This is a genomic window from Streptomyces sp. NPDC048018 (assembly GCF_043202995.1).
GTDB lineage: Bacteria > Actinomycetota > Actinomycetes > Streptomycetales > Streptomycetaceae > Streptomyces.
In genome coordinates, this window is sequence record NZ_JBIDBK010000006.1 from 141,901 (window position 1) to 166,055 (window position 24,155).

Sequence of the window (24,155 nt, forward strand, 5' to 3'; positions counted from 1 at the left end):
CTGATCGGTCTCCGCAGTGGCCCCGTCGGTTTCCGGCGGGGCCACTGGCGTGTTCCGGTGGTGTCACGGTGCTTCCCGTCCCTCCCTCTCCAGCCGCAGCCCCTCCTCCATCACCGCCCGCGCGATCGGCGCCGCGTTCCCCCCTCCGCTGATGTCCGTGCGGTTCGCCTCGGCGTCCTCGACGACCACCGCGACCGCGACGGCCGGCTGGGCGGAGTCGGTGGCCTGGGCCCAGGCGATGAACCAGGCGTAGGGGGTGCCGGTGTTGCCGAGGCCGTGCTGGGCGGTGCCGGTCTTGCCGCCGACCCGGGCGTCGGGGATGGCGGCGTTCGTGCCGGTGCCGTCCTCGACCGCGCGGATCATCAGGTCCTGGAGGCGGGCCGCGGTGGACGGGCTCATGGCCTGGCGGTAGCTGCGGCGGCCGCTCGTGTCGACCGTCGTGCCGCGCGAGGTGGTGGTGCGCTCGACCAGGTGGGGCTGGGCGATCTCGCCGTTGTTGGCGACGGCCGCCGCGACCATCGCCATCTGCAGCGGGGTGGCCGCCGTGTCGAACTGGCCGATCGACGACAGGGCCAGCTGGTCGGGGCTCATGTCGGTGTCGAAGTTCGACTTCGCCACCCAGGACGGGATCCGCAGGCCCGTGTCGTTGAAGCCGAAGTCCTGCACCTTGGCCACCATGTCGTCCAGGCCCACCTTCACACTCAGCCCGGCCATCACCGTGTTGCACGACCACCGGATCGCGTACGCGAGCGAGGCGTTCGCGCAGCCGGTGGCCTCGTTCGGGAGCACCTGGCGGGTACCGGGCAGCACGAACGGGTCCGGGATGCCCGTCGGCGCGTCGACGTCCGTCACCACCCCCGCGTCCAGCGCCGCCGCCGCCGTCACGATCTTGAAGGTCGAGCCGGGCGGGTACGTCTGCCGGATCGCCCGGTCCAGCATCGGCTGGTGCGGCGAGGTGTTCAGCCGCTTCCACGCCTCGGAGACCGCCGACCCCGTGCCGGACAGCAGCCCGGGGTCGTACGAGGGGGAGGACACCAGCGCGAGGATGCGGCCGCTCGACGGTTCGATCGCCGCGACCGCGCCCCGCTTTCCGCCCAGGCCGCGGTAGGCCGCCTCCTGCATCCGGGACCGGATCGTCGTCACCACGTCCCCGCCCGGCTGCCGGCCGCGGCTGACGCCGGCCCACAGCGGCAGCGGCGCCAGCATCGGATCGGTGCCCGACAGCAGGTCGTCCTCGGCGTTCTCCAGGAGCGTCGTCCCGTACGTCTGCGAGGCGTAGCCGGTCACCGGCGCGTACAACGGGCCCTGGGTGTACGTGCGTTCCCAGCGCAGCTGCTGGCCGCTGTCGCGGGAGCCGGTCACCGGCCTTCCGTCCACGACGATCTCGCCGCGCGGCTGGCCCCAGCGGGTGATCGCGATGCGGCGGTTGGCCGGGTTGTCGTCGTACGCGTCCGCCTCGAAGACCATCACCCGGGCCGCGTTCACGAGCAGCGCCGCCAGCAGGAGGAGACAGAGCGCGGCGGCCCGCCTGATGTAGCGGATCATTCGACCTCCCTCATCTCGCGGCCTTCCTCTCGGCGTTCCTCATCGCGCGTCCTCCGTGATCGGGGCGATGACGCCCGCGTCCGCCATGTCCGGTCGCGGCGCGCGGGCCGAGTCGGAGACCCGGACGAGCAGCGCGACGATCACCCAGTTCGTGACGACCGACGAACCGCCCTGTGCCAGGAACGGCATCGCCATGCCCGTCAGCGGGATCAGCCCCATCACCCCGCCCGCGATGACGAACACCTGGAGCGCTAGGATCGACGCGAGGCCGATGGCCAGCAGCCGGCCGAAGGGGTCGCGCAGGGCCAGCCCGGCCCGGTAGCCGCGGGCCACGAGCAGCGCGTAGAGCAGGAACAGGGCGGTCAGGCCCACCAGGCCCAGCTCCTCGCCCGCCGTGGCCAGGATGAAGTCCGACTTGGTGGCGAAGCCGATGAGGACCGAGTGCCCGAGGCCGAGCCCGGCGCCGAGCATCCCGCCCGCGGCGAACGCGAAGAGGGACTGGGCCAGCTGGCCGGGGCCGTCGCCGGCCCGGATCGAGGCGAAGGGGTCGAGCCAGTCCTGGACCCGGGTGTGCACGTGCGGTTCGAGGCTGCCGACCAGGAACGCGCCCGCCGCCGCGAGCAGCAGGCCGACCGCGATCCAGCCGGTGCGCCCGGTCGCCACGTACAGCATGATCACGAACAGGCCGAAGAAGAGCAGCGACGTGCCCAGGTCCCGTTCCAGGACCAGGACGCCGACGCTCAGCACCCAGATCGCCACGATCGGGCCGAGGACCCGCCCGGTGGGGAACTGCAGCCTCCAGACCTTCCGGCCGGTGTACGCGAGCGCGTTGCGGTTGGCGGCGAGGTACGCGGCGAAGAACACGGCCAGCAGGATCTTGGCGAACTCGCCGGGCTGGAAGGAGAGTCCGCCGATCCGGATCCAGATCTTGGCGCCGTTCACGGCGGGGAAGAAGATCGGCAGCGTCAGCAGCCCGAGCGCCGCCGCCACCGACAGGTAGGCGTACCGCTGCAGCACCCGGTGGTCGCGCAGCAGCACCACGACCACGATGAACAGGGCGATCCCGAGCGTCGACCAGACCAGCTGGGTGGGGGCCGCCCGGTCGTTCGGCGTCTCCAGGTCGAGCCGGTAGATGAGCACCAGGCCGAGTCCGTTCAGCAGGACGGCGATCGGGAGCAGGAGGGGGTCCGCGAACGGGGCGCGCAGCCGCACCGCGAGATGCGCGAACAGCGCGAGCAGTCCGAGCTTGGCGCCGTAGCGGGCGGCGTCCGGGGGTACCGCGCCGCTGCGGGCGAGGCCGACCTCGGCGTAGCCGTACACGCAGATCAGGACCGCCCCGACCAGCAGCGACAGCTCCACCCCGCGCCGCTTCGGGACGCGCACCCCGGGCGGGGGCGCGTCCTGGGGAGCGGGGCGGGGTGCGGTCATGGACCGCAACGTAGCAAGCAGTAAGCCTTATGTCCCTTTTGTGTGACGGTGCGCCGTCACGCCCTTCCTCCGGGCGCTTCGAGGTCGGGGGAAGGCTCCGGGGGCGGGCCGGGGCCGGGGCGCTGTCCGGGGCCGGGTCCGTGGTGTGTGTGGGGTGCGTGGGGTGCGGTCCGGGTCCGGGGCGCGTGGGTGTCCGGGGGTTGGGGTCCCGGCGGGGCCGGGTCCCGGGCCTGGTCCCCCTTCGCGCACCGTTACGGCTTCGCGCTCCGGTCCGGGTCCGGGTTGCCTTCCGTGTCCGCGGCGGGGTCGGTCAGGTGTACGTACTCCGGGAGCGTCAGGCGGGCCACCGCGCCGCCGCCCTCCTCCGCGGGCGCGTTGGCGAAGACCAGCTCCGCACCGATCACCTCCGCCTGGCCCACCGCGATCGTCAGGCCGAGCCCGTGGCCCTTGCCGCCGCTCTCCGTGCGGAAGCGCTGCGGCCCGGTCGCCAGCAGGTAGTCCGGATAGCCCGCGCCGTGGTCCCGTACGGTCACCACCGGCCCGTCCACCGTCAGGACCACCGGCGGGGCGCCGTGTTTGTGCGCGTTGGCGACCAGGTTGCCGAGTACCCGCTCCAGGCGCCGCTTGTCCGTCTCGACCGCCGCGGCACGCACCACCCGCGTCTCGGTGCTCGTGCCGGAGGTGGCGGCGGAGGCGCGCGCCACCCGCTCCGCGAGCGGCGCCAGGTCGTACACGTCCAGGTCGACCCTCTCCGTGCCGGCGTCGAGCCGCGAGATCTCCAGGAGGTCCTCGGTGAGCCCGCGCATCGCGCTGACCCGGTCCCGCACGAGCTCCGACGGGCGTCCCTCGGGCAGCAGTTCGGCCGCGGCGGACAGCCCGGTCAGCGGGGTGCGCAGCTCGTGCGCCACGTCCGCGGTGAACCGCTGCTCGGTCTGCAGCTTGCGCTGCAGCGAGGTGGCCATCGTGTCGAGGGCCCCCGCGACGATGGCCACCTCGTCCTGCGGCCGCGAAGGGTCCTTCGTACGGGGATCGTCGACGCGCGCGTCCAGGTCGCCGGCGCTGATCCGCCGGGCCACCTGCGCGGTCGCGTGCAGGCGTCGCGTGATCCGCGTGACGGCGAAGGCCCCCACGAGCAGGGTCGCGCCGATGGCCAGGACGGAGGAGCCGAGGATCGAGCGGTCGAGTCCCTCGATGGTGTCGGAACTCTGCGTGTAGTCGACCCTGACGGCCAGGGCGCGGCCGTCCGCCGGGCCCGCCGCCCACATCGTCGGGCGCCCCTGGTACTCGGTGACCATCGTGCCGCTCTCGCCGCGCAGCGCGAGCGCCCGCAGCGAGTCCGGCAGCCCGGGCGGGTCCACGCCGGCGAACCGGGGGAGCGGTTCGCCCGCCTCGTACAGCCGGCCGACCTCGCCGAGCCGCGTCAGTGCCTTGTCGCGCGAGTCCTTCACGGTCTGGCCGGCGACGGAGACGTGCACGAGCACACCGAGCAGCGCCGCCAGCGCGCAGCACATCACGGTGATGAAGACCGCGGCCTTCCAGGTGAGGGTCGCGGTCCACGCCGGCAGGCGCGGCCGCCTCACTGGCCCGCCTCGGGGGCCACGGGCGGCGGCGCCGGGATCGGTTCCGTGCTGCCGGAGGGCGCCGGGGTGGGGGTGGGCGTGACGAAGACGGGGGCCGGGACGAGCGTGGCGCCGGTGCCGGGCGGTTTGACCCGGACGATCTCGTCCCGGGCCGGCAGCATCGCACCCTGCTGTTCGTCCCAGGACCAGGCGGTCCGGTACTCGTAGCCGGGGATCCCGGCCGAGCTCGACCGCGTGATCAGGTCCCGGCCGGCCAGCTCGACGCTGATCACCTGGTCGACGGTCGCCATGATGCGGGTCAGCCCGTCGTTCTCGGCGAGGTAGACCCGGACCCCGAGCTGCTGGTCGGGCATCCGGATGCCGACGATCAGCTCGTCGCGCCCGTTGCCGGTGAGGTCGCGGTAGTACGGGGCGAGGATCGGGCAGTGCGCGCGGTCGGTGTCGCAGGCCTCGATGGCCCGTGCGGTCTCCGCGTACATCCCGTCCGCCCCGGAGCGCGCGTCGGCGTGCGCCCGGACCTCGGACCGGACCACCTCGACCGGGTCGACCCGGTGCACGTCGTTGTCCGGGACCCTGATCCCGGCGACCCGCTCGGTGTCGGTCTCGCCGTAGTCGATCGGCGGGTTGGTCGCGGGCGGCAGATCGGGCCAGAGCCGGACCGGGCCGACCGCGTCGGGGGTACGGCCCGCGCTCCGCAGGCCGCCCTGGCCGCTGCAGCCGGTGAGGACGAGGGCGAGCGCGCAGAGCACCGCGACCGGGACGGCCGCGGTGGCGGCGATCTGTACGGGGCGCGCTCCCACGCTCTTCCTCTCTCCTCCTCCGGGGTCCCTTCGGGCCTCGGGGTTCCCTTCGGGCCTCCGGCTACCTTCCGGTCCCTCGCCCGCTTCCGGTCTCCGGGGCCCTTCGGGGCCCTGGGCGGGGCCGCCGCAGGTGAGGAGGCGTGGCTCGGGACGGGCGGTTCTCCCGTAGACCTTATTCGTATGGAAGTCCTTTTTGTCTACTTACTTGCTCTCGCGCAGCGTGGACCGAGCCTTCTCGCCGTCCGGCGGCCGGCGTCGATCACCTCCCCGACCTGCGGTTTTGCCGGGGTGCCGTGGGGCCGGGGCGGGGGTCGGGGCCGGGGGGGCGGGTGCCGGGTTGCCGCAGTGCTGCGGGACCGCAGTGCCCGCAGTGCCCGCAGTGCCGCCGTGCCGCAGCGATGCGCGCCGGGGGCCGCCGGGCTGCTCTACGGGCGCGGCTTCGCGCGCGGGCACGCACGTGTAGGGGGAAAGGCCGCCGGCCCTCCCCCCACACCCACCCGTTCCGTCAGAACCCGCGCCGCTCCAACTGGGACAGCGCGGCCCGGCACAGGGTGAGGAGCTTCTCGTCGTCATGGACGTCGTGCGAGCCGGCACCGTCCTCGCGGGCGTTGTGGCGGCGGGCGCGGGCCAGCTCCGCGCGGATGGCCGGTTCCGCCGCGGCCGCCGCCGGACCCATCTCCGCGAGGCACTCCGCCACGGCCACGCGGGCGTGGCGGTTCTCCTCCCAGGCCGCGAGCAGCGCCGGAAGCACCGGGCCGGCGTCCCCGGCGACCCGCCACAGCGCCGCGGCCGAACGCACCCGCACCCACAGGTCCCGGGCGCCCAGGCCGGCCCGCAGGGCCGGGGCCGCCTCCGCCGCCGCCGGGCCGATCGCGCCCAGCGCCTGCGCCGCGGCGCACCACTCGACGCCCGTCGCCCCCGGCCGCAGCCATCGCTCCAGGGTGCCGAGGGCCTCCGTGAGCGAACCGTCCAGCGACCACACGGCCCGCGCCGCCATCGAGGAGACCGCCGCCGAGTCCGAGCCGAGCAGCCGCCGCGCCTCCGGCAGCGCCTCCCGGGCCCCCGGTCCGAACGCCGCGAGCGTGCGCAGACACGCCTCGCGCACCCAGTCCTGCCGGTTCGACGGCGCGCCGCGCAGCACCCGCAGCACCTCCGGCAGCGCCTGGGTGCCCCGGACCGACGCGAGGGCGAAGAGCAGCGGCGCCGCACGGTCGTACAGCAGGTCGTCGAGCTCCACCTCCGCGAGCCTGCGCCGCAGCAGCGGCGCGAGCGGCAGCGCGGCCGGCCCGAGCGCGTCCACCGCGTAGAGCAGCTCCCGCCGCACCTCGCGCTCCTCCTCCAGGGCCCGCGCGAGCAGCGGGATGGCGCGGGCGTCGCCCGAGCGGGCGAGCGCGAGCAGCGCACCGCCCCGGCCGGCCCGCGTGCCCGGCATCCCCAGCGGCCCGGCCGGCGACGTGGCCAGCCTTACGGCCAGTGCGTCCGCGGCCGGACCGCCCAGCTCGAACAGCCGCTCGAGGAAGGACGTGGCCGCCTCTCGCAACCGCGGCTCCGGGTCGCTCAGCTGCTCCCCGACGAGCCGTACGACCTCGTCGTAGCGCCCGCGCCAGACCCGTATCAACCCCCCGCACAGCCAGATCGCGTCCGAGCGCTGCCCCCAGTCGGGGCTGCGCAGCTGGGCCGCGATGAGTGCGATGCGGTCGTCGACCCGGTCGTCGAGGGCGCCGTGCAGCGTCCGGAGCAGTTCCTCCGTCCAGGGGGTGGGGCGGCCTGCGGAGTGCTCCTCCAGGAGCTCGCGGACCTGTCCGATCAGCGTCGGCGCGGCCGCTCTGGGCGTCTCGACGGGCCGGTCGAGCGGCGCGGTGCGGACCTCGTCGAGCAGGACCGTCACCCTCTCCACGACGTCCATCGGGATGGCCGCGGGCGCGCAGCGGGCGAGCTGGGCGAGCGCCGCGAGCCGGAGGCCCGGTGCCTGCGCCGCGCGGGACAGCCAGTCCAGCCAGTCGACGGTCTGGGCGCGCAGCGACTCGTGGCGCAGGGCGATCCGGCCGACGGCGGCGACGAGCGCCAGCCGCACCTCGGTGTCCCGCTCGATCGTGAGCCGCTCGCGCAGCAGGTCGAGCACCCGCGCCGGTTCGTGGTGCAGCGAGGCCAGTGCGCAGGGCGCCGCGAGCCGCACCTCGGGGTCGGGGTCGTCGACGAGGTCGAAGAAGACGTCGGCGCCGGCCGCGACCGCGGCGGCCGCCATGGCGTAGTTCGCCGCCGGGAGGAAATCGGCGTCGTCCGGGTCGAGTTCGTCCGTCTCCTCGTCGCCGCACAGGTCGATGCCGCCGACGCTGGTGAGTAACTCGACGATGCCGCCCCGGTCCTGGACCGTGGGGTCGGCGACGAGTTCGAGGAGGAAGGGGATGCACGCGAGCGTCGAGTCGTACACGTCGCCCTGGTGGTGCACCGCCCCGTACATGCCGTCGAGGGCGTTCTCGCGTTCGGCGGGGTCGTCGGAGGCGAGTCCCCGCAGCAGCTCCGGAACGTCGTCCGCGGGGCCGTACGCATGCCCCAACGAGGCCCAGTCGACCTCCTCGATCCCCGTCAGCATGCCCGACCGCCTTCCCCGTGAGCGCTGTACCAGGCAGCAAGTGTGCACCAGCGCAAGGGCAACAAGGCCCTGCCTGCCGGACGCGGTCCCGAAACCCCCTCACGGCCGCTCGCTTTGCGCCACCCGGAGGTCCGCCGGGGGCCCCGGCCGACCCCCGACCCGCCCCTCCGGGGCCCTCGTGACGGCCCTCCAGCGGGTCCGCGGCCCCGCGCGCGCACGGCGGACATGCGCACTTGCGCGCCGGGGCGCGGGGAGGGGCTCCCGCGGCGGGCGCACAGGGAGTTTGTCCTGAACGGAGCGGAGGAGAGGAGGAGGCGAGATCCGGCCGAGGGGCGCGTTCCCGTACGAGGAGAGGGCGGGGCCGTGTATGGCGGGGCGCCCGACGGGGATGCGCGCGCCCACGCCGCCCGCGACGGCCGGGCCGGCGGCCGCGTCGGCGGCGGGGTCGTCCGCCGGCGCGCCCTGGGCCGTCGGAACGTCCTGGGCCGCCGGAACGCCAGGGGCCGACGGTGCCAGGGCGGTGCGTCGGTGCCGGGCGGCGAGTCGGTGTCGTGGGAGAGGGGGCAGGCGGCGAGTCGGTGTCGTGTGGCGGGGTCGGCGTCATGTGGCGCGTCGGCGTCAGGCAGCGCCCTCGTGGGGGGTGCCGTCGCCCGGACCGTCGGTCTCCCGCGCCTCCGGGGTCTCCTCCCGTACACGGACGAACCGTGCGACGTCCTGGCGGCTGCGGATCAGCCGGAGCTCGACGGGCAGCGGGTCGGCCAGGGGACGGACGGGACCGTGCTCGGGGTCGGTCACCGGGTCCGCGGCGAGCCGGCCCGCCGCGAACTCGGCGACCTCGCGGGCCTGCTGCCCGGTCAGCCGCGGGGCGGTCCGCAGGGTGCGCCCGTCCGCCAGCCGTACGAGGGCGGCGTGCGGCCGCCCGGGCGGCCCGAACACCCCGACCAGCAGGGCGTCTTCGGTGTCCGCGTGCCGGATCTTCCGCCAGGACCAGGTGTGACCCGGCCGGTACGTCGAGTCCCAGGCCTTGGCCACGACCCCCTCGACGCCCGCGTCCCGCAGTGCGCCGAACCACTCGCGGGCGGTCCGCTCGTCCTCGGTGGCGAGCACCCGCTGGAGCGGGGGCCCGGTCCCGGCGAGGGCGGTGCCGAGGAGCGTCCAGCGTTCGCGGAGGGTGCGGCCGCGGAGGTCGTGGCCGGGGAGGGCGAGCAGGTCGAAGGCGATGTACGAGACGGGGATCCCGGCCCGCTCGCGATCGCGGTGGGAGCGGAGGAGGTCGGTGAAGCTGAGCCGTCCGTCGCGGTAGGCGCAGAGCTCGCCGTCCAGGACGATCCCCGGGGGCAGGGCCTCGCCGAGGTAGGCGGCGATGCCGGGGAACTCGGGCGCCAGGTCGCGCCGGTTCCGGGACTGGAGGAAGACCTGGCCGCCGTCGAGGACGAAGGCGAGGGCGCGGAAGCCGTCGAGCTTGAGGGAGTACTGGAAGCCGCCGCGGGTGCTGCCCTGCCGGGGCATCTCGTCGACGGCCTTCGGCCGCATGACCTCCAGGGGCGGTCGCAGGACGACGTCCGGATCCGCGCCGGCCCCCGCGCTCTGTCCGCGGGCCGGGGGTGTCACGGCAGGACCCCCGCCGCGTCCGGGTCGAAGAGCGGGGCGAGCAGCTCGCCGTACGTCTCCAGGCGGGGAGCGATGTCGTCCATGAGGAACACGAGCGGATCCGGAGCCCCGACCGCCGCAGCCGCAGCCGCAGCCGCCGCAGCGCCTGCGGTGCTCCCCCCGGCCGCGTCGGTCCCCTCTGCCCCCGCGGGGGCACGCCTTCCACCCCTCCGGCCCTGCCCGTCCCTCCCGTCCCTCCCGTCCTTCCCATCCCTCCCGTCCGTCCTGCCCCTCCCGCGGCTCCCGCCCGTCCCCGCCCCGCCCGCATCCCTCGCCTCCGCGGCCTCCCGGACCTCGTCCCAGGTGACCGGCGCGGAGACGGTCGGCAGCCGGCGGGCCCGCAGGGTGTACGGCGTGGCCGTGGTCTTCGCGGCGGCGTTCTGGCTGTGGTCGACGAAGACCTTGCCCGGCCGCAGCGCCTTCGCCATCCGGTGCACGACGAGCCGCGGCAGCGCGGCCTCCGCCTCGACGGCGAGCCGGCGCGCGTAGGCGGAGACCCGGTCGGAGGGGGTCGGGACCAGGGGGACGAGGAGGTGCAGACCCTTGGACCCGGAGGTCTTCACGCAGGCGGTGAGGCCATCGGCGGCGAGGCGTTCCCGCAGGTGGAGGGCGACCCGGCAGCATTCGACGACCGTCGCGGGCGGGCCCGGGTCGAGGTCGAGGACCAGCCGGTCGGCGACGGCGGGGGAGTCCTCGCGCCACTGCGGCGTGTGGAACTCGACGACCAGGTTCGCCGCCCACATCAGGGAGGGCAGGTCCTGGATCATGACCTGCCGGGCGCGGGGCGCGTCGGAGCGGGGCACGGGGGTGGTGTTCACCCAGGCGGGGGTGCCGGGCGGCGGGTTCTTGGTGAAGAAGAGCTGCCCGTCCGGGCCGTCCGGGTAGCGCAGGAAGGACACCGGGCGATCGCGCAGATGCGGCAGGATCGCGGCCCCGACGGTCGCGTAGTAGTGCAGGAGCTCGCCCTTGGTGGTGCCGGTGGCCGGGTGGAGGACCTTGTCGAGGTTGCTGAGCGCAAGGCGTCGCCCCTCCACCTCTGTGATGGGCGTCATACGATGAGAATCCCATGATTCCCGTACATCTGGCGTGAACCACAGAAATCCTGTGAAAGGGGATGAATCGTGCGATCAATCTGGAACGGGGCCATATCCTTCGGGCTGGTCAGCATTCCGATCAAGCTGGTCAACGCCACCGAGAGCCACTCGGTCTCGTTCCGGCAGATCCACGCCGAGGACGGCGGGCGCATCCGCTACAAGAAGGTGTGCGAGCTGGACGGGGAGGAGGTCACCCAGGCGGAGATCGGCAAGGCGTACGAGGACGCCGACGGGACCATGATCCCGATCACCGACGAGGACCTGGCCACCCTGCCGCTGCCGACGGCGAAGACGATCGAGATCGTGGCCTTCGTGGCGGCCGGCGAGATCGACCCGCTCCAGATGGACGCCGCCTACTACCTCTCCGCCAACGGCGTGCCGGCCGCCAAGCCGTACACCCTGCTGCGCGAGGCGCTGAAGCGCAGCGACAAGGTGGCCGTGGCGAAGTACGCCCTGCGCGGGCGCGAGCGGCTCGGGATGCTGCGGGTCGTGGACGACGTGATCGCCATGCACGGACTGCTCTGGCCGGACGAGATCCGCGCGCCGGAGGGCGTGGCGCCCGAGACCCAGGTGACGGTGCGCGACGCCGAACTCGACCTGGCGGACGCCCTGATGGCCACGCTCGGCGAGGTCGACATCAACTCGCTGCACGACGACTACCGCGAGGCCGTGGAGGAGATGATCGCGGCGAAGGCGGAGGGCGGCGCGGGCGTGGCCCCGGCCGAGCCGGAGACGGGCGGCGGCCAGGTCATCGACCTGATGGCGGCCCTGGAGAGCAGCGTACGGGCGGCCAAGGAGGCCCGCGGCGAGAAGGCGGAGGCCGCGGAGGCGGAGGTCACCGAGCTCCGTTCCCGGAAGAGGACGGCCGCCCCGGTGCCGAAGGAGACGGGCGCGAAGAAGTCCACGGCGCGGACGGCCGCGAAGAAGACGGCGGCGCCGGCCCGGAAGTCGACGGCGAAGACGGCGAAGACGGCCAGGTCGACGGCGTCGGCGACGAAGTCGACCGCCACGAAGTCGACGGCGAAGAAGGCGGCGGCGAAGAAGGCGCCGGAGAAGAAGGCGACGGCGGCGAAGAAGCAGCCGGCCAAGACCCAGACGGCGAAGAAGGCGACCCCGCGCAAGCGTTCGGCGTGACGTGACGTGACCGCTCTCTGTCCTGGTGGCGCGGCGTGCGGGGGATAGGGGCGCGGGGGTGCGGTGATGCGCCGATGGCCGGAAGCCGTGAGGTCGAGGTCTCGCTTTCGCCGCCCTCCGGACGCGCACACGTGTACGGTCAGGGAGGCCCGCAGCCCCGCGGGAACGGTCGCACGGCACCAGGCCTGCGGGCGAGCGGGCGGACGCGCCGCGTACAGCGCACCAGCACGGCGGACGAGCAGGGGATCACCGCTACGGATCACCGCCACCGGTGACCGCTGCCGATCGCCCTCACGCGGCACCGTCACCGATCACGCCCACGGGCCGCCGCGGCGCACCGCCGCCCCAGGACAGCCGGAGGACACCGACCGATGCAGGCCGACGCCTGGCTCCTGGACCTCGACACGGCGCGTGACGCCGCCCTCGTCGCGAGGCTGGACACCTCCGTACTCGACGCGCGCGAGCGGGAGCGCGCCGCCGCCTTCGTCCGTGCCGCGGACCGGGCCCTGTACGTCACGGCCCACGTCGTGCTGCGCGCCGTGCTCGCCGAACTCCACGGCGTACGGCCCCAGGACCTGACCTTCACGCGGGAGCCGTGTCCCTGCTGCGGGGCGCCGCACGGCCGCCCGGCACTCGACGCCGGGGCCCTCCCCGTACCGCCGCTGCACTTCTCCCTGTCGCACACCCAGGGGCGGATCCTGATCGCGACTGCGCCGGTCCCGGTCGGCGCAGACGTCGAACGGCGCCCGGAGCCGGCGTCCGTGCGGGAGCTGCTGTCCGTACTGCACCCCCTGGAGCGGGCGGAGATCGAGGCGGCGGGGGAGCCGGCGGGGCGGGCCGCCGCGTTCGGCCGCATCTGGGCGCGCAAGGAGGCGTACCTGAAGGGCCTGGGTACGGGGCTGGGCAGGGCCCCCCACTTGGACTACGTGGGCGGCGAGCCGGAGGGGAGCGGCGCCCTGGAGGAACGGCGGGACCCCACAGGGGCAACGCCGCAACGGACGCCACCTGCGCCCCCCGCCCCACCTGCGCCCCCCGCCCCACCCGAGACCCGTACCGACCCCGCGGCCCCGGCCCCACCCGCGACCCCCGCCCCGACCCCTGCTCCGTCGCGGACCCCGGCCCCGACCCCGCCCCGCCATCCCGACGCGTGGGTCCTCCATGACCTGCCCTGCGGCCCGGCGCACCACGGCGCGGTGGCCCTGAACGCCCCGCGTTCGGAGGCCGGGCCGCCGGTGCTGCACCGCCTCGCCCTCGACGCGTTCGCCGCCACGGCCGCGCGGCCCGGGACGTGAGGGGGCAACCGCCCGTCGCACCACGGTGGTTAACCCCGTAAACCGGGATGAACCGAACCCGTCCCATGAGGCGCCCCTTCTCCCCGCACCCGCGCCATCCGCCCCCGAGGGGCACGCCCGCACCCGCGCCGTCCGGCCCGAGGGGCACGCCCGCACCCGCGCCGTCCGGCCCGAGGGGCACGCCCGCACCCGCGCCGTCCGGCCCGAGGGGCTCGCCCGCACCCGTGCCATCTGTCTCCGTGGAGCCCGCCCGCACCCGTGCCATCCGTCTCCGTGGAGCCCGCCCGCACCCTCGGCGGCGCCCCTACCCCACCCCCATAGGACCCCTCGACGACCCTCAAGGCGGTCAGCTCGCCGTATAGCGGACGCAGTTGGCCGCCCTTCGGACAACTGTCGGTCAAATCCTTGTTGCATACCTGTCAATCAGGCCTGCTCGCTGGCACGCTCGCTCCCGCACCACCCCCCACACAGATCCCCCACGCGTAACAGCGAAGGAGCCCGCGTGACCCGCCAGCAGTCCTCGCGCCGTACCCCCCGCACCACCGCCCGCGCCGCCGCCCTGATCGCATCGGCCGCCATGGTCGTCGTCGGATTCCAGACCGGATCCGCCAACGCCGATGCCCAGCGCGAAGCCGGCGCGACCGCACTCGTGCTCTCCGGCGGCCAGCGTGCCGCCGCCATCCACGAGGCGCAGACCGAAGCGGCCGGCACCGCGAAGGCCATCGGCCTGTCCGGCCAGGAGAAGCTCGTCGCCCGTGACGTCGTCAAGGACGCCGACGGCACCGTCCACACCCGCTACGAGCGCACCTACGAGGGCCTCCCGGTCCTCGGCGGCGACCTCGTCGTGCACGAGAAGAAGAACGGCGCCCGCTCCACCACCAAGGCGACCGAGGCCCGGATATCCGTGGCGAGCACCACCCCGGCCCTCGCCGCGTCGGCCGCCGCCAAGACGGCCGTCGCGTCGGCGGACACGAAGGCGGCCACCGCCTCCAACGCCCGCAAGGTGATCTGGGCGGCCACCGGCAAGCCGGTCCTCGCCTGGGAGACCGTGGTCACGGGCACGCAGGCCGACGGCACCCCGAGTCGCCGCCACGTCATCACGGACGCCAACAGCGGCAAGGAGCTGTACGCGTACGAGGCCATCGAGACCGGCGTCGGCAACACGATGTACAGCGGCCAGGTGACGCTCGGCACCGCCCCCTCGTACACCCTCACGGACACCGCCCGCGGCGGCCACAAGACGTACGACCTGAACGGCGGCACGTCCGGCACCGGCACGCTCTTCACCAACTCCACCGACACGTGGGGCAACGGCCTGGCCTCCAACCGCGAGACGGCGGCCGCGGACGCCCACTACGGCGCGGCCGTCACGTGGGACTTCTACAAGAACGAGCTGGGCCGCAACGGCATCCGCGGCGACGGCGCCGCCGCCTACTCCCGCGTCCACTACGGCAACGCCTACGTGAACGCGTTCTGGGACGACAGCTGCTTCTGCATGACGTACGGCGACGGCATCAGCAACACCCACCCGCTGACGTCCCTCGACGTGGCCGGCCACGAGATGTCCCACGGCCTGACCTCCTCCACCGCCAACCTCCGCTACAGCGGCGAGTCCGGCGGCCTGAACGAGGCGACGTCCGACATCTTCGGCACCTCGGTCGAGTTCTTTGCGAACAACTCCACGGACGTCGGCGACTACCTCATCGGCGAGAAGATCGACATCAACGGCAACGGCACGCCGCTCCGTTACATGGACAAGCCGAGCAAGGACGGCAAGTCGGCCGACTACTGGTCGAAGTCCGTCGGCCGCCTGAACGTCCACTACTCCTCGGGCCCGGCCAACCACTTCTTCTTCCTGCTGTCCGAGGGCAGCGGCACGAAGACGGTCAACGGCGTCACCTACAACTCGCCGACCTACGACGGCTCCACCGTCACGGGCATCGGCCGCCAGAAGGCCTACAAGATCTGGTACAAGGCCCTCTCCACCTACATGACCTCCTCCACCGGCTACTCCGGCGCCCGCACGGCCACCCTCTCGGCGGCCAAGGACCTCTACGGCGCGGGCAGCGCCGAGTACAACGCGGTCGCGGCGGCCTGGACGGCGATCAACGTCAAGTAAGGCCGAGTAAGGCCGAGTAAGGCCGAGGGTTCGCGTAAGCGAGGCGAGGTCACCCGAGCGCGAAGGGTGTCCCGGGGCCGTTCCCGTCCACGCCGGACGGGAACGGCCCTTCGCCGTCAGGTGCGCGACCGGGGACCGCGCCCGCCGACGCCCCTCCCCGTGACGCGCCCCGCCGCCACCTCAACTACCGCAGTCCAGGCGGTTCGTGACGGGGCGCCGGCAGGGTGCGGAACGGTTGGGACGTTGTTAGGGTCTTCCGTGCGGTGGATCGGACAGCGGCCGGATCGGACGTCGGGGATCACCTGGGACGGGATCACCCGTCGCGGAACATCTGTGACGGATCGCGGCAAAGGATCGCGGCAAAGGATCGCGGAAGCGAATCCCTGTCTTCCCGCCGCACGCGACGACGGGGGAGGGACGGGGAGCATGCCCTGGGACGAGTGGGAGCGGGCCAAGGCCGCGGTGCGGGCACGCCACGACGCCGGGACGCGGCTGAACCAGCTGGCGCCCGGAGGCGGCGGCGGTGACGCGGATCTGGTGGTGTACCAGGACGACCTGGGGGCCGTCGGCCACGAGGCGTTCGTTCTCCACGGAGAGCTGAAGAAGAAGGCCGACATCGCCGGGGCGGGAGCCGACAAGGCGGGATCGGGCTCCACGATGCAGGCGGCCGCCGCGCTCAAGAGCCACGACCTGGGGCTCGGTGGGGCACTCGAGTTGACGGTCGAGGTGTGGACTTCGCAGGTGAAGCACGTCCTGCAGGCGTGCGCGCACATCTCGAACCACCTCGACTACAGCAAGAAGCTGCACGCGCGGGAGGACGAGGCGATCGCCGCCGAACTCCGCGGCCGGACGGGGCCGGTGTCCGTGTCGGCGCTGAACGACTACTTCACGTAGGAGGAATCATGGGTGACTTCTCCTATTCGGACCTCATGGCGCTGGACCTCACGAAGCTGGGGACCGCGGCGACCGACTGGAAGACCATGGCCGGCGACCTGGCCAAGCTCGCCACCGACGTCCGCGACGGACTGGCCAGGAAGGCCGACGCGGCGCGCTGGCAGGGCGTCAACGCCACCGTGACGCGGGAGTTCGTCGGAAAGACCGCCAAGGAGTTCTCCGACCTCCAGAAGGAGGCGGAAAGCATCGCGAACGTCCTGGCCGATGCCCACAGCGAGCTCACGCGCTACCAGAAGCAGGCGCGAACCCTCACCGAGTCGGCCGGCCAGGGGGACCCGTCCCACAATCCGCCCGACCCCGGGCTCCTGGTCTTCGACGGCCCCCACGGCACCGTCCGCGTCTCCGAGAAGATGTGCACCCCGGAGGGCACGGACCAGCGGACCAAGGACCGCATCCGCTGGTACGCGGACACCCTCACCGGCATCGTCCAGCACGCCGCCGAGGTCGACGCGGCAGCCGTACGCGCCCTCGGCAAGAGCCACGGCAACGACCCGCAGAACGCGGGCCACGCCCGGTACACCTCCCTGGACGAGGAGCAGCTGCCGCGCGCGAACGAACTCGCCGGTCTCGGGAAGGACGCGAACCCGCAGCAGCGGGCGGAGCTCCGTCGCCTGTGGGACTCCCTGAGCCCGGAGGCGCGGGCCCAGCTGTGGCTCGCGCAGAAGGACGACCTGATGGCGGCGGGCATCCTCAGCCCGACGATGCCGCAGATCGCGGCGGACGCCGGCGCGGGAAGGCACGGCTCCGAGTCGCCGGGCTTCGAGGAATGGGCCACCGAACAGAAGATGAAGCTCCTGGCGGAGGGCGCCGACTGGAAGGGCATGACGGACGCGTCCCGCCACATGGCGCACTACCTGGGCAACAGCGGCAGCCCCATGAACCTGCCCGTGGACAAGATGATGACGGACGTGCCCGGCTTCGCGTCGTACGTCGACGACATCGTCCGCGTGAACCAGGACGACTGGCGCAAGCAGGCCCTGGAAGAGTTCCGGAGGAACGGCGGCAAGCCGGTCGCCTTCCCGGTGGAGGCGAAGGCGCCGGAGGGCTTCTACTTCACCCAGGAGACCGACCAGAACTGGTTCTACGCGGTGGGCGGCGCCAACTCGAACGTCACCGGCGTCGTGACCGCCGTTCCCGACGCCCACGGCAACCCCAGGATCGGCATCGACTACCAGGCCAACGTCTGGGACCGCTACAACTGGGACGAGGGCAAGGGCGTCAAGGTCGGCCCGATGGAGATCCCCGACGGGCAGATGGCCAAGCTGCACCGGGTGGGGCTCGCCCAGGAGTTCGACATGTCCGGCAGCAGCACCGTGAAGCACTACGACCTGGGCTCCGCGGCGCCCAACAACGACCCGCTCCCGGGTCCGGAAGAGAGCAGGGACGGACGGATGAACCCCGGCCGAGAGCAACAGCAGGACCGGACGACCGGGGGTCCGAGGACGGGGGTCGTCCGATGAGCCGACCGCGGACGAACAGCAGCCGCGCGGGCCGCGGACGGCTGGTGGCGTGGGCCGCGGCCGGTGCGACGGCGGTCGCCCTCGGCGTGGCGGGATGCGGCGACCCGGGCGGCAGCGGCGCCGGCGGCGGACGCACCACCACGGGCGGCACCCACGCGCCGGGCCGGACGACGGACTCCACCTGGGCCGAGGGCATCACGCCGGAGTGGATGAGCCGGCAGATGGGCCTCCCGGTGCCGGCCACGGCGCAGTCGCCCAAGGCGGCGTACGAGATCACGTCGCGCTTCGACACGGGCCTGCTCACCTTCACGCTGACCCGGTCCGAGGCCGAGACCTACCTGAAGGCGAACCCGCCGAAGGGCAGATGGCTGGAGCCCACGGCCCCGACCGAGGTCAAGCCCCACGACTTCGCCCACTTCGGCCTGCCGGAGCCGGAGACCCTCAGGGACGGCGTCCGCTACGGCTACGTCTGCCCGGGCACGGCCACCGGCTCCCCCTCCCCGACGTCCGAGGACCCGTTCGGCTCACCCGACGCGTACGACACGTCCGAGGGGCGCTGCGTCCGCCTCTACGCCCATGAGTACGCCCCGGACCGCACCCGCCTCTACCTCCGAGCCCACTACGAACCGGGCATCAGCCCCCTCCCGGTCCCCCCGTCCCCCTCACCGAACTGACGAGCGGCCCAGCCGCACAGGGCAGCCCCGGCCCCTCGCCGGCCGGCTGCCCGCGGGGGTGCCCGAGCACGTACGCCTCCACCGACGGCACGGCCCCGACGCCCGACTCACCGCCGTGACCAGCGCCCCCCACGGAGGCCGGTCGGAGTCTCCTCGGACCGCAGCATCCGTGGCCAACCGCGAGGTACTGTTCGATCCCGGCCGACCGGCCCCGGCCCGGGACCGACCAGCCACCGGCTACCGGGGGGAACGACCGTTGACCACACCCTGGACCGACCTGGGCAACAACGTGTGCGGCATCCTGCACGACCGTCACGACGCCACCGCCGTGACCGCCCGCTTCGCCCGAACGGGCTGGCGCTCTCGTTCGTCGTCCTGGTACGGCTACGAGGTGGAAACCGGTTGGTGTCGGCTGGAGGTCGATCCCGTCGACGGCCCGGACATCCTGCTCAACGGAGCCGTGGACCCCGCGCGCCTCGACGACTTGGCGCAGCTCCTCACGTCGTTCGGCTTCGCGTACACGCTGGAACTGCGCGACGGGAACGACACCTTGGTGCGAGAGCTCCGGGGTTGACCCACCGACCCTGCCGAAGGCGCGAAGAGGACTCGGTCAGGCTGCCGCCCTCCGTCTACTCGTAGAGGGTGGCTGCCCTGAGCGCCCGGGCCATGAAGGTCCAGTCTCCGTCCGGCGGAGCGGGATCTCCCGAGCGGCGGTACAAGCCCGGGCAGTCGTCAACGCACGCAGCCAGGGCTTCGAGGAACGAGTCCAGGGTGTTGTTCTCCCACTCGTGGCCACGGGCACGGAACTCGTCGTGCAGGTCACGAAGGAAGGCGACGAGTTCCTCACGGCTGCGCGGCTCCGGAAGCATGCCGACAGGCTACCGAACGAGATCTCGCAGGAGCCGCGCCCAGCCGGACGCCCACCGCTTGCTGATCGCCGGAAGGTGCTGGGACGAGTCGGAAAGCGATCCGCCACCAGTGATGGGGAGGTGGCTCGTACGGATGGGCGTCGGGACCTTCGAGGATGAGCAGGTCAAGACTCTGCACGATGGTGCGCAGTTCCCGGGAACTCTTCTTGGGTAGTGCGCAGATGGCCAGCTTCAGCAGATCACGCTCGTCTGCCGACTCCGGGCCGCCGACCAGCCGGACCGCATCGCTCCGACGCCCGAGGCCCTGGGCCCCGTTCCGGGCCTCCGTCGTCTCCGGGCTCCCGCTGAGCGCAACCAGTGACACATAACGACGAAGGGTCGGACTCAGTGAGACTGAGTCCGACCCTTCGTCTTCGGCACTTCAGCAGGTCAGCGGCTTGATCACGCTGTCCGAACTGGAGTGCCCCCGGCAGGATTCGAACCTGCGCACACGGCTCCGGAGGCCGTCGGTGTTTCCGGCGTTCTTCGCAGTTCAGAGGCATTGCTGATGTACCGTCAGGCGCCTTGTCCCACACATGTCCCGCGAAAATGAAATGTCCTACTTGGTTATCATTCTGTGTTGGGGTCAGTCGTGTTGAGGTCGGGTCACGCGGCCTGGTGGGCGACCGCGACACACGGACGCCCATGACGGTCAGTGGCTCGCCTTCGCCGACCAGGCCGCTTCATCTGCTGGCCGCCCCGCTCGCCGGCCAGGCCGGGCAACGTGGTCTATGAACGGTGGACTGGTCCGCTCGGGCATCCAGGATGATGCTGTCACCCAGTTGCTCGGCGAGGGGGCCAGCGTGGCACCGTCTCATGCCGGGACGGATGTAAGGCGGACGGCGGTGCTGCCGACGCCCCCGGCCTGTGAAGGCGGCACGCGATGCGGCAGCGTGGGTGACGCGGTGCGGCTCAGTAGTCGGCGTTCGGCGACGAAATGCCGACTACTGCCACGTCGATGCCCTGCGCACGCAGCGCCCGGGCCGCCTGGAGCAGGGACACCTGGGCGAAGGTGAACAGGTTCTTCGTCGTCAGGGCCTTGCCGCTCTTGAGCGAGATGGCGTAGACGACCTTCCGCGGGGTGAAGTCCTCGCCGACAGCGTGCCCCGGGTGCCTTTCCTGCGCGCGCCGGGCGAACTCGGCGCGCGCCTCGGCATCGAAGCGCAGGGCGTCGGCGGAGACCCTGCCCTGGGCGAAGAGGTGGCTCAGCGGCGCCGAGGAGGCGACCCTCTTGACGTGGATCAGGGTCCCGTCCTCGGAGAGCAGGTCCGCGGCCTCGAAGCCGTGCGGATGCTGGGCGGTCCGGATGAGCCGACGATCCAGGCAGAGGTAACCGTGCTTCGACGCCACCAGGTTGTACTCCTCCTCCGTCGTGAGGTCGGTCGTCCAGGCCGGCAGGGGACAGTCGGCTGGTGTGGTGAGCAGGGTGTCGACCTCGCTCCTGATGCCCTCCAGGTACTGGTCCCCGATCTCGAACCAGCGTCCCTCGTGGTGGAAGTAGCGGCTGGCGTCGAGCGGGATCTCGGCCGTGATCCACTTGTGGGCCTTCACCTGGGCACTCACCGGGTCGGTGCCCTCCTCGTCACGATGCATCTGTATGTAGCCCGCGGACAGGGCTTCGAGGCGCCTGCCGGGAGGGATGCCGTCGAGTAGCTCCAGGATGTCGTCGATCGCCGGAGAAGCCATGAGCCGGCGGACGGGTCCGACCTTCACCTGGTAGGAAAGTGCGGCGTCCTCCTGGTCGAGGCAGGCCGCGGGGACGGCCAGAGCGAGCGATCCGGTGTCCGCCGAGGCGCCCAGCAGATCGTCCAGGCGGGCCTCCAGGACGCTGCGCCGTGGGTCTCCGCTTTTGAGCGGTCGAACGCGAGCGATCGCCTCGAATTCGGGTGCCGGAGACCGGCGGGCGAGGATCGCCCGGATCTGTGTGAGGTCGTGAAGCAGGTTCTCGGGCTCCGCACCGAGATGGATCTTCAGGGCGTCCGTACCGGCGACCTGAGCCGTGCGCCGACTGCGCTTGCCGATCGTGAGCTCCGTCGAGCTCAGGGTGCCGACCAGTCGGCTGACCACTTCGCCGTACTCCTCGATGGGGAACGCGCGGATGTGCTGCCCCTGGGCGGCCGAGCTCCGGTCCGTGCGTCCTCTGGCGTCCATCAGACTGTGTGTGACCTGGCGGATGGCGTCGGGCTGCGCGGCGCGCAAGACGAAGTCGAACCCGAAGCCGGGGGAGATCCTGCTCTGATCCAGCAGGAGGTGCCCCATGCCGAAGGTGAGGGCGAAGACGTCGTCGGCTACGGGGAGGAGCAGCGCGCATGCCGACGTGCGGTTCTCCACAGGCGGCTTGCGCCCGGTGAGGACGTGCACAGCCGACGCCCAGTCGGGCGGACGGTGGCGGCCGATCACCCCGTGACACAAGAGCGCGGGAGTGCCTGCGGTGATCACGTCCTCCATGACGAAGGAGTGATCACGCTCGTACCTGCCATTGAGCGCGGCGCGCAGGTCGGAGGGAGACGCGCCTGTGTTCCGGAGCAGGTAGAGGGTGCTGTGCCGGGTCTTGAGGGGGGTGGCAGGGCTGTGGGTGCGGGTCGGGTCGAGTGGCACGGTGGCTCCTGGGGTTGCGGGGTGAGGCCAGTGATAGCTGCGTTCAGTAGATGGTCTGGTGAAAGCACTGTCAAACATTAATCTTCGTTTGGCTTCTGGTGTACTGTGTGAGCTGTTCGCCCTGAGGAGAGGTGCCGGCAGGCCATGTCAGAGACAACAGCCCATGTGACAGCCGCGGAGATCTCGCGCATCGCCGGTGTCACCCGGGCCACGGTCAGCAACTGGCGCCGACGACACGCCGACTTCCCCGCCCCGTCCGCCGGCACCGAGACGAGTCCGCTCTACGATCTTGGAGCGGTACGAGAATGGCTCGGCACGCGCGGGCACTCGCAGGCTGCCGACCCGCGGGAGGAACTGCGCACGGCGGTCCGCTTCCACGCGCCCGACCCGGATGGGACGACCGGCCGCATCGGCTTCGTTCTCACCCTCGCCCGCCGCTCCCCGGACGAGAGGGCGGCGCTGGCTGACCTCACGGACGCCGAGCTCGCCGATCGCGCCGCTGAAGAGGTGGCCGGGCCCCTGGCCTCGCTCCCCGGTCCGACGCCCCCGAGTCCCGTCTTCTCCGCCGCGGACGGCCCTGTCCTGCGCGCGCTCCTTCGCTGCGTACGCGAGGAAGGCGGTCAGGCCGCGCTGACGGTGCTGGCCGAAAGGGAACTGGAGGACAGCGCCGCGACCGGCGTCCACGGAACCCCGGAACCCCTGGCGCGCCTGGTCGCCGCCCTGCTCCCCGCCGGGGTCGAGCGTGTGCTTGATCCGGCCTGCGGCAGCGGCGCGCTGCTGGCGGCCGCCGCCGAGTGCGGCGCCACCACCCTCCTCGGCCAGGACTCCGTGCCCGTACAGGCTCAGCGCGCCGCCGTCGGGCTGAGCCTCACCGCCCCGCGGGCCGAGGTCACCGTACGCGTCGGGGACAGCCTGCGCGCTGACTGCTTCGATGATCTGAAGGCGGACGCGGTGGTGTGCAACCCGCCGTACGGAGACCGTGAGTGGGGCCACGACGAGCTCGCCTACGACCCGCGCTGGGCGTACGGCGTGCCCGGCCGGTCCGAGTCCGAGCTCGCCTGGGTGCAGCACTGCCTCGCTCACCTCGCTCCCGGCGGCTGGGCCGTACTGATCCTGCCTCCGGCCACCGCCTCCCGCCCCGCCGGGCGCCGCGTCAGGGCCGAGCTGGTGCGCAGTGGCGCTGTGCGGGCCGTGCTCGCCCTCCCGGCCGGGGCGGCGGCGCCGCTCCACGTGGGCCTGCAGCTGTGGGTACTTCAGCGGCCCGAGCCGGGCGGCCCGGAGCGCAAGGCGGTGCTGTTCGTCGACACGGCCGGGACACCCTCGTCGAGTACGGGGGGACAGGCGACGGGCGCGCCGCGTACGGGCTCCTCCCGTGCCCCCGTCGACTGGGTCGGCCTGACTGCCCGGACCCTCTCCCACTGGCACGCCTTCACCGCCGACCCGGATCGGTTCACGGCCGAGCCCGGCACCGCGCGTGCGGTGCCGGTCCTCGACCTCCTCGACGACCTCGTCGACCTCACCCCGGCCCGCCAGGTCCGCATCTCGCGCACGGACGTCGATCCCGCCGAGCTGTTCACCCGTACGGAGACAGGCCGCCGCGAGCTGACAGAGGCGGCCCGCCGTCTCCTCGACGCGGCGGACCTCGCCGGCCGGTCCGAACCCGGCGGCTCGCCCCGGGAATGGCGCACGGCCACCGCCTCCGATCTCACCAGGGGCGGGGCGCTGACCCTGCTCCGTACCGTGGCGGACACCAAGGGGCCGGAGCCGGACGGCGCTTCCTCCGCCCCAGGGGCGCCAGTGCTCACCGGGGCCGACATCGCCCGCGGTACGGGCCCGACCGGCGACCCGGCGGACCTCCACTCCCTGGCTCCCGCCCCGGTGATCGCCGCGGGCGACGTCCTCGTACGGGCGATTGTGGGCGGTACGGGGCCGATGGCCCGCGTGGCCGACGAGATGGACGCGGGTGCGCTCCTCGGCCCCCAGGTCCATCTCCTGCGCCCCGATCCGGCCCGCCTGGACTCCTGGTTCCTCGCCGGTTTCATCGGCTCGGCGGAGAACATCGCGGGCGCCTCCACCGGCAGCACCGTCCTGCACGTCGCTCCGGGCCGGCTGCGGGTCCCGCTGCTGCCCCTGGGCGAACAGCGCCGTTACGGAGAGGCGTTCCGGCACGTCCACGAGCTACGTGCGCGGGCGCGTCGGGCGGCGCGGCTCGCGGAAGAGACGGCGGCTCTGCTGGCGGACGGTCTCACGGGCGGCGCGCTCCTGCCGTCCGGGACTCCGGCGGACGCCGATCCGTCCTGAACCCGACTCGTACGCACTCCCATCG

Annotated in this window: 17 protein-coding genes and 1 tRNA gene; 8 read left to right on the forward strand and 10 right to left on the reverse strand. The window is 73.0% G+C overall.

Going from position 1 to position 24,155, the window contains the following annotated elements; all coding sequences use genetic code 11:
* Positions 1–63 precede the first annotated feature (63 nt).
* The 7 genes from ACGF1Z_RS23925 to ligD all read right to left on the reverse strand — a co-directional run bounded on the left by ACGF1Z_RS23925 (position 64) and on the right by ligD (position 10,648).
* A complete protein-coding gene (locus ACGF1Z_RS23925; RefSeq protein WP_393007175.1) occupies positions 64–1,545 on the reverse strand; it encodes a penicillin-binding transpeptidase domain-containing protein in 1,482 nt (493 codons plus the stop codon).
* Positions 1,546–1,584: 39 nt separating this feature from the next.
* A complete protein-coding gene (locus ACGF1Z_RS23930) occupies positions 1,585–2,973 on the reverse strand; it encodes an FtsW/RodA/SpoVE family cell cycle protein (RefSeq protein ID WP_393007177.1) in 1,389 nt (462 codons plus the stop codon).
* A 251-nt stretch (positions 2,974–3,224) separates the two neighbouring features.
* Positions 3,225–4,553 carry an ATP-binding protein gene (locus ACGF1Z_RS23935; RefSeq protein ID WP_393007179.1) on the reverse strand — a complete coding sequence of 443 codons (1,329 nt, stop codon included), beginning with the start codon at positions 4,551–4,553 and terminating at the stop codon, positions 3,225–3,227.
* Positions 4,550–5,353 carry a hypothetical protein gene (locus tag ACGF1Z_RS23940; RefSeq protein ID WP_393007181.1) on the reverse strand — a complete coding sequence of 268 codons (804 nt, stop codon included), beginning with the start codon at positions 5,351–5,353 and terminating at the stop codon, positions 4,550–4,552. The genes ACGF1Z_RS23935 and ACGF1Z_RS23940 overlap by 4 nt, the downstream gene beginning before the upstream one ends.
* Before the next feature lie 505 nt (positions 5,354–5,858).
* On the reverse strand, positions 5,859–7,946 hold the full coding sequence (locus ACGF1Z_RS23945) for a PBS lyase (protein ID WP_393007183.1): 2,088 nt from the start codon (positions 7,944–7,946) through the stop codon (positions 5,859–5,861).
* Positions 7,947–8,564: 618 nt separating this feature from the next.
* On the reverse strand, positions 8,565–9,557 hold the full coding sequence (locus ACGF1Z_RS23950) for a DNA ligase (RefSeq protein ID WP_393007185.1): 993 nt from the start codon (positions 9,555–9,557) through the stop codon (positions 8,565–8,567).
* Positions 9,554–10,648 (reverse strand): non-homologous end-joining DNA ligase, encoded by a 1,095-nt coding sequence (ligD, locus tag ACGF1Z_RS23955; RefSeq protein WP_393007187.1) that lies wholly within the window; start codon positions 10,646–10,648, stop codon positions 9,554–9,556. The genes ACGF1Z_RS23950 and ligD overlap by 4 nt, the downstream gene beginning before the upstream one ends.
* Before the next feature lie 69 nt (positions 10,649–10,717).
* Here ligD and ACGF1Z_RS23960 point away from each other — a divergent pair, with 69 nt between their 5' ends.
* The 7 genes from ACGF1Z_RS23960 (at position 10,718) to ACGF1Z_RS23990 (ending at position 18,897) form a co-directional block, all read left to right on the forward strand.
* Positions 10,718–11,824: a Ku protein gene (locus ACGF1Z_RS23960; protein ID WP_393007189.1), complete on the forward strand. Its 1,107-nt coding sequence runs from the start codon at positions 10,718–10,720 to the stop codon at positions 11,822–11,824.
* A 371-nt stretch (positions 11,825–12,195) separates the two neighbouring features.
* Positions 12,196–13,116 (forward strand): 4'-phosphopantetheinyl transferase family protein, encoded by a 921-nt coding sequence (locus ACGF1Z_RS23965; protein ID WP_393007191.1) that lies wholly within the window; start codon positions 12,196–12,198, stop codon positions 13,114–13,116.
* A gap of 502 nt (positions 13,117–13,618) precedes the next feature.
* Entirely contained in the window at positions 13,619–15,235 is a 1,617-nt protein-coding gene (locus ACGF1Z_RS23970) for a M4 family metallopeptidase (protein WP_393007193.1), read from the forward strand.
* Between the two features lie 426 nt (positions 15,236–15,661).
* Positions 15,662–16,129, forward strand: coding sequence for a hypothetical protein (locus ACGF1Z_RS23975; protein ID WP_393007195.1), 468 nt, complete (start codon positions 15,662–15,664; stop codon positions 16,127–16,129).
* Between the two features lie 8 nt (positions 16,130–16,137).
* Positions 16,138–17,649: a hypothetical protein gene (locus tag ACGF1Z_RS23980; protein WP_393007197.1), complete on the forward strand. Its 1,512-nt coding sequence runs from the start codon at positions 16,138–16,140 to the stop codon at positions 17,647–17,649.
* A complete protein-coding gene (locus tag ACGF1Z_RS23985; protein WP_393007199.1) occupies positions 17,646–18,323 on the forward strand; it encodes a hypothetical protein in 678 nt (225 codons plus the stop codon). Before ACGF1Z_RS23980 ends, ACGF1Z_RS23985 begins: the two co-directional genes overlap by 4 nt.
* A gap of 256 nt (positions 18,324–18,579) precedes the next feature.
* Positions 18,580–18,897, forward strand: a complete 318-nt coding sequence (locus ACGF1Z_RS23990; RefSeq protein ID WP_393007201.1) for a hypothetical protein — start codon at positions 18,580–18,582, stop codon at positions 18,895–18,897.
* Positions 18,898–18,952: 55 nt separating this feature from the next.
* Here ACGF1Z_RS23990 and ACGF1Z_RS23995 read toward each other — a convergent pair whose 3' ends face one another.
* The 3 genes from ACGF1Z_RS23995 to ACGF1Z_RS24005 form a co-directional block, all read right to left on the reverse strand.
* Positions 18,953–19,192, reverse strand: coding sequence for a hypothetical protein (locus ACGF1Z_RS23995; RefSeq protein ID WP_393007203.1), 240 nt, complete (start codon positions 19,190–19,192; stop codon positions 18,953–18,955).
* Between the two features lie 461 nt (positions 19,193–19,653).
* A tRNA-OTHER gene (locus ACGF1Z_RS24000) sits at positions 19,654–19,732 on the reverse strand.
* Positions 19,733–20,143: 411 nt separating this feature from the next.
* Positions 20,144–21,829 (reverse strand): DUF6119 family protein, encoded by a 1,686-nt coding sequence (locus ACGF1Z_RS24005; protein ID WP_393007205.1) that lies wholly within the window; start codon positions 21,827–21,829, stop codon positions 20,144–20,146.
* Positions 21,830–21,973: 144 nt separating this feature from the next.
* On the opposite strand from ACGF1Z_RS24005, the gene ACGF1Z_RS24010 reads away from it, so the two are divergent.
* The gene (locus ACGF1Z_RS24010; protein ID WP_393007207.1) at positions 21,974–24,130 is read left to right on the forward strand and encodes an N-6 DNA methylase; all 2,157 of its coding nucleotides are present in this window, start codon (positions 21,974–21,976) and stop codon (positions 24,128–24,130) included.
* Positions 24,131–24,155 lie beyond the last annotated feature (25 nt).